Source organism: Laceyella sediminis (genome assembly GCF_003003125.1).
In the GTDB taxonomy this organism is placed as follows: domain Bacteria; phylum Bacillota; class Bacilli; order Thermoactinomycetales; family Thermoactinomycetaceae; genus Laceyella; species Laceyella tengchongensis.
The window spans coordinates 1-11,600 of the sequence record NZ_PVTZ01000022.1 but is presented as its reverse complement, the minus strand read 5'-3'; the positions used below and the strand labels follow the sequence as shown (position 1 = coordinate 11,600).

Genomic DNA, 11,600 nt, shown 5'->3' with positions numbered 1-11,600 from the left:
TAAATTTGCCATACGGCGTGATGTGGTTATAAATCAGCGGACTGAGCGCGCGCAGATCTTCGGTTGTCAGTTTATTGAGCCATCCTTGTTCCTTGATGATATTTTGAATTTTGATGGTGTTGATATAAACCAGGCAGTTTTGAAGCAGGTTCAAACTCAGCACGGCAATCTCTTGTTCATCCACTTGGTTCTTTTGAATTTCTCCGTTCCGGCCAAAGAAAATAAAGCTGTTGGCTGAGTTCCAGTTTTCAACCACATTGAGCCCTTCATGAATCTCGCGCCGGATTTCCTCATGCTGTAGGTATTCGCAAAGGAAGATCGTTTTGATCACGCGGCCCAACTCACTCAATGCTTTGTAAACGGGATGGGTCTTGTTTTGACTGAATCGCTTGAGAATCGCTTCGGTCTCCGCAGTGTTGAATCGTAAGGCCACGGCGTATTTCACCATTTGGTCGTATTGCTGACGGATCAGATCCCAGTTGATCGGGTTCTTAGCCAAAACCGGTTGCAGGTTGAGGTATGCATCCGCCATGCCGTGATCGGGCTTATAGAGCTTCTGTGAGCCGATATTTTTTAATCGGGGCATCAGCTTAAAACCAAGCAGATGACAGAAGGCGAAGCCAATCTCACTTTGGCCATGCGTGTCCACGTAGTTCCGATCGACCTCCTTTTCGGTAGCGTGCCGGAGCAGTCCTTTAATCATGGCAGCCACTTCCGAAGACGTGCAGGTCTTTAATTGCGAGTGGATACAGGCGGACTTGTTTTCAACGTGCCAATAAATCATAACACCAGGGCCTCCGCGGTAACGGGGATGCCACTCTGTCATCAGGTTTTGATCCCAAGAACCGACTTTTTTGGAGTCGGATGCGCAAGATGTGGTGGCTTCCCCCCACACTTCGGCAAGGCGTTCCTTCAAAATAGCATTTACGACTTGGATATTGGCCGCCTTCAGGTTTTCTGGATGGATAAACTTCCGCTTGATGTAGAGAAGGTTTTCATACGTCACATCTGTGTTGCCGGTGGCCATTCTTTTCAGGCCCATATTGGTGCCCAGTCCATAAAGGCAAAGCAACAAACGCTTTTGGATTTCTTCACGACTTAACTGCTCACGGATCCCCAGAGACTGAAAGGCATCTGTGAAGCCAATACGCAAATCGGCTTCCTTAAAAATATCAATTAACTCGACCATCCACCAACGATTCGCAATTTCCTTTTTGAGCTGAACCAATCGCTCAGGCTCCGGTTGTGGATCTAATGGAGTGACCGAAATCCAACCTCCGCCTTTATGATTGGTGATTCTTACTTTTGGATTTTGTGGTATGGTCCGATTAAGTTGATCCAATGCGCGATGTAGTGATTGTTTGAGATCGTTGATGACAGAATCTACATCCATTTGCAGGCCAAGGGATTCATAATATTCTTCCCGGCGTTCCTCAAAGTCGCCTGGCAAATCCTCGTCTGGATTACGGTAGTGATTGGCCCCGACAACCCAAATTTCCTTACACCTTAGCTTCTCCCGTAGAGAATAGAGAACTGAAATCTCATAGTTCATGCGGTTGACGCGCAAATCACCGTTCTTATCTGTCTCAAGCACTACTTTCTTAAACTTGGGCGGGATCACGTCCTCAATTGGCACGTCATCGGCAACGGCAAAAAACTTTTGCTTGGTGCCGATATATTTTTTAATCAAGTCCAGTGCTTCGATAATAGGTTGATACCTTGAATTGTTTGAACGGAATTCAAGGGTTTTGAGGAGTTCACCAATCGCCGCGCGGTAATTGTTGCTATAAGAACTGCGCATTTTGTAGTAAACTTTTTCACGGTATACCTCTTTGTTATGGGTCAATTCCTTTAGTAAATCGCGCAACGTCTCTTCCTCAACTACAGAAAACACCACGTCCTGAACAACATGTTCCTTGTTTTCCAACAACGCTTCCAACAAGGAAGCCAAGATATTGTTTTTCCCGCGCACCTTCTTGATTTCCTGCAATATTTCGCGATCTACCTTGCGTTCAGCCTGAGCATTAATGTTATGGACAATGGTGATCAGCATTTCAACTAAGCTGTCGGTGATCTCTTGTTGTCGAGACCAAAAGAACGCCGACAACAGGGTGTAACGCACTTCTGGCGGATGGCGCCGGATCTCAACCAACTTTTCGGAGACGACACGTAACCGGTACTTCCTCAAGATTTTGGGAGGAACGTTCTTAAACAGATCGTGTGGCAATTCCAACATACGCAATTCCTTGAGTTTTTTGATTTCCTCCTCCAAGTTCTTTCTGTTAGCGCGGCCTGGACCCATGTTGATCTTACGGAAAGTCATTCGTTCCGGTTCCTCGGCCCCTATCTCCTCCGTAACCTCGTCCTCCGCATCGGCCCAGTCATCAATCATCGCGTCCATTCTGGAGATAGAGGTAGGGGAAAGACTTTGGAACGTTTGAGCGAAAAACCTCTGCTCATGATTATGTAGGGCGGATCGGACCAGCGTTTCCACCGTATTGTCCACGGGCGGTTCGATTTTCTGCTGCCGAAGTTCGGTATAAACGCGCTCCTTCAACACATCAATGTCGTGGATATGGCTTAATACTTTGTCCGCCAGCCACTGGGAAATCTGTTGAAGATCGTCTGCTGTATGTTCGCGAAAGCCAAAAAATTTCCGGATCTCAGCACGATGTCGCTTAATCGTTCGACCAGCCCAGTCATACTGATCAAAGTGATCTGTACTGACTCTTAGATGCTTGGCCAAAAACTCAACTACCGAAAGAGGAACATCTTCCGGACCGTCAGGAAACCGGGCTTCGTGCTGAAAGTATTTTAACAAAAGAGCAAATCCCAACCGTGTTTCGAAGTTCTTCGCTTCAATCAGTTGCCTTTCTGGGGGCAATAAAGTAAAGTGTTCAATGAGTTCTTCCTTCGTCCATTGTTGTTTCAACTCAGGTGCCAATCCTTTCTAAAGTTCCTAGAATAACTAGAGTCGGTACTTTTCTATTTATCTGAGTATAATGAGCATTGATTTTTCAGGCAAGAATAGCGGTAAAACACAGGAAGTTCCAAAACCAAAACAAAATTCGGAACAGACACAAAATGAATATCAGATGATTTTGCGCTATAATACCTTGCTTATACAACAACCAGTACAACCCATAGAAAAAAGGCATCCCAACTTGTCCATGCCTTTTTAATGGAGATCCTACGTGCTACTCAATTTGAGTAATCGATAGATAATAGTTTAATCGTAAGCCTGGTCTGCAAACTTCTGCGCTTCTACGGAAAGGATACCTGGTGCCAGTCTTGATTTGTTTTAAGAATGTCGATGTTTAAAAGCTAACGGGGAAAAGCCTGTTACTTTTCGAAAAATATTATAAAAATGAGAAGTATCATTGAAGCCTACCAAAAAACAGATCTCCGTATTATTTTTCTCTCCTTGTAACAATAAAAGCTTAGCTTGTTCAATACGAATTTGGTTTAAATACTGTTTTGGACTTATTCCTGTTTTTTTCTTAAACAACCGATGTAGATGGTACGAACTAATTCCAATACGTTTGGACAATTTTTGGAGAGTCCAAGGTTTATCGTATTCATTTTCCAGAATGTTTTTCACTTCTTTAATTACTTCTTGATTGGGGTCATAAGTGGACTGATACAAATCAGGACGACACCGTTTACAAGGTCTATATCCTTTTCGAAATGCCTCTTCAATATGAAAAAAGAATTCTACATTCTCTTGTTTTGGTGTTTTGGATTTACATGAGGGACGGCAGAAGATTCCGGTTGTCTTTACGGCATAGTAAAAAAATCCATCATACTTTCCATCACACTGAACAACTGCTTCCCATAACTTTTCACGTTGAATCTTCATTACCTTCCTCCTTTTCCGTGTTACGTATTATTTCGATTCAGTATTTTTTGTTTTCTTGTCGCTTTATTGTATAGAAAATACATCCCACTCACTACTGCGGGAACCAAAATGTGTAAACCCAGAAAAGGAACGGAGAGACCAAGTACAATCAGGGAGATTAGACCGCTAATCCATGGTTTGGTTCTTCTGTTGTACAATTTAAGGGCCGCAACCATAGAGAGGATATAAACAGACATACCCAAGGAATTCGGGATAAACAGTAATTGGGTAAAGTGAACCTTTAAGAACGTGGTCAGGATCACCCCTCCCCCGGCAAATATGACGACCAGCCAAACGACACGAGTCGGTGTCTTGGTTCGGGGATTTAAATAATAAAACCAAGAAGGCAAAGCCTGATCTCGACTTAATGCATAGCCGAGTTGAGTCAGACTGGCGACAAAAGCATTGACAGTACCTGTACATATAATCAAAGCCAAAATAGCAGTAATCAGTTGTGCCCCAAAACCCAAAGCACGATTGATCATTACTCCGATTGGGGATGAATCACTTTCCAGATTTCCATAAGTTCCACTTCCAATGGTAATAAAACTGAGAAGAAGAAACACTATACCGATAACCATTGCACTAATTAGAGCACTACGTACTAAATCTTTCTCTGGATGTTTGAATCGGTCAGCCAGACTGCAGATTGCCTCCCACCCGAAAAAGGACCAAAAAATCATAATCACAGCCGTTCCTACCGGATACCATCCTTTAGGAGCAAAGGGTTGGAAATGATCCCAGCGAACGTATGGCAATGTGACCGCCACCGCAATACACAATAAGATAAGCAAAAGTATACTGAGCACCAAAGACAATTTTCCGCTTATCCGTATTCCAAAATGATTGGATAGACCTCCGATAAACAAAATGAAGCAGGCAATCAAAGCAATTTCAATAGCTGATAAGTCAAAGGCCGCTCCGATATAACTAGCGCCTGTCAAAGAAACAATAATCTGTCCGACCGCAGCCGTCAAAAAATAAAACCATCCCACGAGATTTCCTGCATGTTCCCCGAAAGCCATGCGAGCAAAAGTCGCTGCTCCCCCGGCGTCGGGGTACGAGCGGGATAAAGCAGCAAATGTATAGGCTAAAGGGAAACTAAACAGGATCATAATCATCCAAGATAAAATAGAGGCGGGGCCCGCTACAGTCGCTGTACTAGCTGATAAAAACAAAATCCCTGAACCAAGAATAGCCGTAATATATAAAGCGATGGCTTCAGGTAAATTAATTGAACGATTCATGTTGTTTTAACCTCCCTTGTTTCCAAACCGACAGCCTTTTTTGCTACCAAACTACCTAACCGAATTCCACCCAAGATCTCGACCACACAGGGAAAAGAGGGATTAAATTGATACCGCGGACAGCTTTAAATGTAATTACCTTTTAAATATCATAATCAAATGAAAAGATCGTCTGTTTTTTTTGCGATGTAATTTACAATTACATGGTGAAATAATTGGTAAGACCAAGTGAAAAAAGAAGCAATCGTTGCAGTAACCGAAGAAAAATATGAGCGATGATCTCTAAATTTCCTGTATAAACACAAAATGACTTGAGTTCCCTTGTGGTTCTCAAGTCATTTTTCCATTTACTGGAGAGATGGCCCCAAAATCGGTCTTCGCTCCCTCCACCCCTATTAGGGGTAAGTCGGGAGGGGGGAGTTGGTGTCGTCTCCGACGCCCGGTTCCCTACTTCACGACTATCACCTTATGACCAGATCTTCCAGTGTCCTTCCGGATCGATGCTCGCCAGTCGAAGCCATCCATTTTGAACTTTCCGGTGAAAGGCCGGGTCATGATCCATCAATCGTTCCACATACTCCTGTGGTGCTTGAATCACCACCAGCAAACGCAGAGGAGCATGATAAACTTCTTGATCCGATCGCATCACGGACTGCCAGGGTAACCCGGATAACAAGTCACTGGCGTTCCCTTGCATGACGCCAAGACCTCCGGTAACAGTTTGGGTCGCTTTATTCCCACTCCCATAATAATGGGGTGCCACAGTAGACGCGTAATACTGCAGGTTGATCCATTGAGCAACCGTCACCGGCCCAGCAATAATGTTGGAAAGCAGAGTTCCGTCTTGATCTTTCTGCCAATCATAGCTGTGCAGAAAAACTCTCCCCTCAAGATTGCACTCTTGGGTCAGCCGGCGGTGGCCGATGATAAACGCTGCGTTACGGGCCAGTCCCCATTCCGGACGTACCTCACTCCAATCTTCCGCAAAACGTTGTGCCTCGACCCTCGGATCTTTGGAACGAAAGCCCAGACTGGGCAATTGCGATAATCGCTCCGCATTTGCATCTTGACTCACTTTTGGCAATAGGGTCTGGATCTGTTGAAATGCTGCTTGAGCCGCATCTGAAAGCTCAGGAACATAGATAAAGCGCAATTCATCAAGAGTGGTGATATGCTCAGCGGCTACAAAAACCGTGTCTTCCGGAATCAAAATCCCCTCTGTTGCTAGGATCTCCCTAATCTTTGGCAAATTACACAAAGCAGCTAAAACCCTCGCATTGAATCCGCCGGATGCCCCTCCACAAGCACCACAGTCCAGTGCGGCAGCATAGGGATTATTGGTACTGTGACTTCCATGCCCACAAATCACCACTAAGGGGGCGAAATGATTGGTGAGTCCCATCATTTTCAGAGCTTGTCGTACAAAATGAACTTTCTCTTCCTCAGAAAAACCGATTGGCAACTCTGTTTCCAGATGGTTCTCGCGATTGAGCGAGAGTTCGGTGGAAGGTTTGCGCAGCCATGCTTTCCGGAGTTTGCGGATCATCTGACCTGCACTGCGCGGAACCAAGCTGCGCCCCAACATCTGTAAGCAAAGCAAAGGTCCGCTTACCTCCGGCAACAATAAGCTGGCAAGCAGATTTTGTTTCATCATTTTAAACATGTAGCCAAATGAATTGACCGTCTGGCGACGTTGTTGGTATGATTTGAGTTCAAACTCAGGCGAAGACTCTTTTACCTGATATTGCGGCTTGAGTATCACCGGCAAAGAAGAATGAGCATGTTTACTGCCAAGTTCGCATGTCATTATTGGCAATCCGAAAAATCCAGCCATTCCATACGTCTCAAAAGGACCTGCTTTTTCCAACTTGCGACGAAAAGGCTCTGAACGCACATCAATACAGAATGCAAACTGTGCTAACGCCCGTTTTTTTTGATCGGATTCCCGTTTTTTTGATGAGATCATTTTCATTAATTGATCGGTGTATGTTTGTTCCCAAGCTTCCAGCCAAAGTCGGCGTCGGACGGTCTCATCAAAACGGCGGGCGAGTGTCAGGCGTGCTTTTTGTTCGAGGACTGACAACTTTTCCCAAGCTTCCATTGTCATGTCACCCCAATGAATCCAAGCCGCAATCAACGGAACAAGCGATAATTGTTCCTCAGATTTTTGCTTAAGCAAGGGTAAATGGGGTTTGATCAAGATCCATTCCATCGAAATTCGAACCGCCAAATATTCCGTTAGAAGTGAGCTTTCCTGTGTTGATTGTTGCGAACGCCAGAGCATCATTCCTGCCCATCCTGGCAAGGCAAGCAAATGGGCCTCAAGATAGTCCCGCATCTCTGACTGAGGGATTTTAAGGGCCGACAATGCTTTCTTCAGAGCAGTCTCTGCTTCTTGCGGCCAGTCCTTGAGTCGCTGTCGTTGTGTGTAACTAAGCGCCGGATCATATTGGATTAGGCGGCGCCACGCACGATAAAAACCCTCTTCACGATTGGGAAGTGACCAGGCTGCCTGGGACTCATCCAGGAACAATTTGCACCACTTGATCATGTGATGATCAAGTGCATGGGCCACCTTCTCGCCGCTTTGCTCCTCCAAACACAAGCTTAGCGGCTTCAATGGATGTTTTTCAGGATTCTGCGGCATTAAAGCACTTAATTTTTCTGCCAAGATCTTCAACTCGGGTGATTCCAATAGGACGGAAGGTAATTCATCCAGCTTAAGTGCCGCCCGACAGAATCGTTCGGCTACCCCTAGCGGCAAATCAACAGACTGTACATCAAGCCAACGTTGAAGTGCCATTTCCAGAAAATCCTCATCAACCTCACCGCGCTTCTGTGCCGCATGGATCAAGGAAGCACAAGGATATATTTCTACATCGCGAGTATCTTTGAGCCAGCGTGCTGTCTGTTCAAATGTTTGTCCTTCAAATCCCATCCAGGGATTACGTGCGGCAAATGTGGCAATAGGCCAAAGCGGGGCAATCACACGGCTGGCCGCCTTAACAAGATCGTTCAGATCAAGGTGAGGGGCATCCGGAGTCAACTTTTCCTTTTGCAAATTTAATTTTTCGGTTAATGTGGATGTTACTGTCATCGCCGATTCCCTCCCCAGTACAGAGATCGTGCAAGATAGTCCGGATGGCTTTCGACCGAATCAGACTGAGGCTCACTCAAACGTACCAACCATAAATAAAGGATAGCAAAGGACGCGGAAGAACGATGACGAGTGAACCAGATCCCTAAAGCACTGCCAGACAACAGGATAACCATGATCAAAATGACCACCAGCGCAGGCGGTTGTACAACGTGGTCAACCGTTTCATGCAACAACGCATAGAAGGCAGCATGAATCATGATGAACACCATTACCGCTCCTCCTAACAGGAACAATCCCGCAATCCGTCCAATGAGCCCGGCTCCAAAAGCCACCAGTTGTGTCCAGGCAAAAAACAGTGCGTATCCCAAAATGAGCGCACTAATGACTTGATAACCGATTTCAGGAGCAGTGAGCCAATCATAAATCGCCACGAAGAGGCCGCAAGCACTCCCGACGATCATCCATAAGAATGACGACAATTGAATCGGCCGGGATGTTCGCTCGTAGCGACGTACCGCTGAGCCAGCCTGTAAGAAAAGGGTTGCTTTAAACAAACCATGTAACACGAGATGAATAATCGCTGCCAAATAAGCACCCAATGCACATTGGATCAGCATGAACCCCATCTGAGCAATCGTCGAGCCAACTAACTGGCGTTTGTAGTCAACTTGCACGAGAATGATTCCGGTCCCCAAGAGGATTGATATACCAGAAATAATAACCAAAAAGATCTGAGCGATATCCCCACTGAACAGAGGAGCGAATCGAGTCAGCATAATTCCTCCGGCATTCACCAAACCCGCATGCATAACGGCAGAAACGGGGGTCGGAGCAACCACGGACTCCAATAACCAGCGTTGAAAAGGCCATTGTGCAGCCGGAATGATCACTGCCAATACCAACAGCAGGTTGATCCCAGTTCGCTCCCATGAACTGACTTGTGCCAAGCTATCTTTGGCCATCATAAGGGATAGCTGCCAGTGTCCCGTAGCTTGCCAAAACCAGAGGGTCGCTGCCAACAAAGCAAGCCAACTGATTATAAACAGACGACCGGAAAAGATCGCCGCGATTCCGGCCACTTTCCACTCTCTGTTTACGCTTACGAGTAACAGCAGCCCCAAGAGTGTGAGACCCCACCAAACCACCAGCCAACGAAGATCATTGCTTAGCCAAGTAAATGAAGCAGAACCTGATGTGAATGTCAATAGTGCAAAATATTTTCGATAAGAGCGATCACCAAGTAAGTAGCGTACGGAGTAACGCTGCACCACTAAACCTATCGTAAGAACAAACAAAACCATCAACCAAGCTAGAGAATCTAACCGCCAAGGGCCAATAATAGTACTTGCATCAGTAGTGATAAGTGCTAACAAGGAAATCAATACGGGGAAAGTAATGATTCCCACATGAAGACGAATAAATCTCAGAGGAACTCTTGGATGTAAGAAAAAGAATGCGCTAAGTATACAAACAGCAAGCGATACAGAAAAAGCTGAGAAAATTGGCAGAGAATCTAACAAAACTAACATCTGAACCTCCTGAAAAATGATTAAGACATTGTGTGTCTGAATGGATATTTTCAATAAAAAAACCGCCAATTTCAGAATTGACCGGCACGAAAGCCTCAATACTGAAAGTTGTCGGTTTATCTCCAACTAACCATACAAGGTTTTTTAGAAGATCTCCCTTTTTATGGACATTGGTTTCACAATGCTAATTACACTTATAGTATTTACTTATACTTGTTACTCGGATTCCACTACGCTTGATAATTTTCCACTAACAGTATCTACGGATAAACCATAGACCTTAACCCCAGATGGTTTTAACGGATGCCGACGAATCATATCCACAGACTGTTTAATACTATCTATTACTGTTTCGCTTCCCTTCAACCACTGGAAAATATCATTTTCTTTGAGTTCAGATAAATCGCCTTTTCTGTTTTTTGCCAAATAAATTAAATCCATCTTATTCAACTGAGACTCGTCGGTATCTGTTGCACCTATAACAAAAATTTCCTCTACATTTTCTTGATGTACTGCAATGATCACACTTCTCATAAGGCTATCATACGGTTCTGAGATAAGAGGGCCATGACATACTAAAACCAACATTTGTTCTGCAGGAAGATGAGTTGCGGAATACAACCATTGTTCTAATGGCTCCTCCATCCCAATAATGAATAATACTTTTTTTTGATTGAGCGAATCTATTATCTCAGATTGATTCTCCGTTAATTGTTTTTTAAAAATTTTATCCACAGACATCGTATTCACTTCCTTTTTATAATTTTCAACTGATTCATTCCTAGTACGAAAAAAGTGGGTCTATTTAAAGACCGGCCTGGTTTTATTTTTAGTTAAGACATGAGCTTTTTCTCTAAATTAGCAGATAATCTGAAGACTATAATCCGCTCACCAGTTTTTGTGCTGATATCCGTATGAAATGTGATTACTTCTTCACCAGTTAGATCCCTAATGATTTTACCTAATTCATCCCGACCTGATTCCACTAATTCACAACGAATTTTCTTAATGGACGATCTTCCTTCTGATGTTTCACATAATTTATATTCAGAAGGAGTTAATATTCCCTTCAAGGTAACAATTACCATGTCCCGAAGGATATCGGTCTTTACCATAACTGATCCGCGACCTAGATACTCCTTTTCCCATTTCGTTAATGCCTTGCTGATTTCTGCTTCTAATTGGCCTTTTGTCATATTCTCTCTCCTAACAATAAATCGGAATATAATATAACTATGTAGTAATATAGTTATATTATATTCCGATTTATTTCAATCTAACCACAAAGTCTCTATTTGTATTTTCACAGGGACAATGGCTCATTATCCAGGTGCTAATACAATTTTCTTTGTAGTTATATTGATAATCTATCGTAGCTTTAATATTACAGATACATTTTACCTTTAAGCTGTTCGATTGTCAACTATTTAGATGAAGTCGAACATCTTCGGCACAACGGAAAAGAATAAGAAAATTTATAAACAGTGAAAAGAAACGATTGAGCGAGTTTTTGCCGATATGAAAGAATAGCATCGCCTGCCATGAATTTAAAGAAGTTGGCCAATTGGCGATAGCGCAACCGTCGCCTTCGTCGATTTTTTAGCCAGTTAATTAGAAAAACCACTTTCTGGACAGTTTTCAGAAGCGGTTTTTCTACAGTCTGTAGAAGACCTATATAATAGGTCTCGAGGCTGATGACAAACCTGGCTCTTTTCATGAGAAAAGGGCTTGAGGTTGTATATTTCAGGATAATAAACAGATAAAGGAAATTTAATATGCGGTAAAACCATAACACAGAGCCTAGGAGTAGGGGTAAGTCCGATGGC

General features: G+C 43.9%; 8 protein-coding genes. All 8 read right to left on the bottom strand.

The window, feature by feature from the left end; all coding sequences use genetic code 11:
• Nucleotides 1-2,944, bottom strand: a 2,944-nt coding sequence (locus CLV36_RS16415) for a Tn3 family transposase (protein WP_425436593.1), incomplete at its 3' end; no start/stop codon positions are given.
• 357 nt (nucleotides 2,945-3,301) lie between these two features.
• Nucleotides 3,302-3,859 (bottom strand): bifunctional transcriptional activator/DNA repair enzyme AdaA, encoded by a 558-nt coding sequence (locus CLV36_RS16410; protein ID WP_106343362.1) that lies wholly within the window; start codon nucleotides 3,857-3,859, stop codon nucleotides 3,302-3,304.
• Nucleotides 3,860-3,879: 20 nt separating this feature from the next.
• Nucleotides 3,880-5,145 carry an APC family permease gene (locus tag CLV36_RS16405; RefSeq protein ID WP_106343361.1) on the bottom strand — a complete coding sequence of 422 codons (1,266 nt, stop codon included), beginning with the start codon at nucleotides 5,143-5,145 and terminating at the stop codon, nucleotides 3,880-3,882.
• A 466-nt stretch (nucleotides 5,146-5,611) separates the two neighbouring features.
• Entirely contained in the window at nucleotides 5,612-8,242 is a 2,631-nt protein-coding gene (locus CLV36_RS16400; protein WP_106343360.1) for a DUF2309 domain-containing protein, read from the bottom strand.
• Nucleotides 8,239-9,774 (bottom strand): NADH dehydrogenase subunit 5, encoded by a 1,536-nt coding sequence (locus CLV36_RS16395; protein ID WP_106343359.1) that lies wholly within the window; start codon nucleotides 9,772-9,774, stop codon nucleotides 8,239-8,241. Before CLV36_RS16395 ends, CLV36_RS16400 begins: the two co-directional genes overlap by 4 nt.
• A 216-nt stretch (nucleotides 9,775-9,990) precedes the next feature.
• Nucleotides 9,991-10,515 (bottom strand): carbonic anhydrase, encoded by a 525-nt coding sequence (locus CLV36_RS16390; protein ID WP_245888403.1) that lies wholly within the window; start codon nucleotides 10,513-10,515, stop codon nucleotides 9,991-9,993.
• A gap of 92 nt (nucleotides 10,516-10,607) precedes the next feature.
• Nucleotides 10,608-10,970, bottom strand: coding sequence for a Na-translocating system protein MpsC family protein (locus CLV36_RS16385; RefSeq protein WP_106343358.1), 363 nt, complete (start codon nucleotides 10,968-10,970; stop codon nucleotides 10,608-10,610).
• A 411-nt stretch (nucleotides 10,971-11,381) separates the two neighbouring features.
• On the bottom strand, nucleotides 11,382-11,600 hold a 219-nt coding region (locus tag CLV36_RS17555), incomplete at its 5' end, for a hypothetical protein (protein WP_219904926.1).

Coding starts and splice junctions, on each gene's coding strand:
- CLV36_RS16410 (WP_106343362.1), bottom strand. CDS start 3,859: ATGAAGATTCAACGTGAAAAGTTATGGGAAGCAGTTGTTCAGTGTGAT.
- CLV36_RS16405 (WP_106343361.1), bottom strand. CDS start 5,145: ATGAATCGTTCAATTAATTTACCTGAAGCCATCGCTTTATATATTACG.
- CLV36_RS16400 (WP_106343360.1), bottom strand. CDS start 8,242: ATGACAGTAACATCCACATTAACCGAAAAATTAAATTTGCAAAAGGAA.
- CLV36_RS16395 (WP_106343359.1), bottom strand. CDS start 9,774: ATGTTAGTTTTGTTAGATTCTCTGCCAATTTTCTCAGCTTTTTCTGTA.
- CLV36_RS16390 (WP_245888403.1), bottom strand. CDS start 10,515: ATGTCTGTGGATAAAATTTTTAAAAAACAATTAACGGAGAATCAATCT.
- CLV36_RS16385 (WP_106343358.1), bottom strand. CDS start 10,970: ATGACAAAAGGCCAATTAGAAGCAGAAATCAGCAAGGCATTAACGAAA.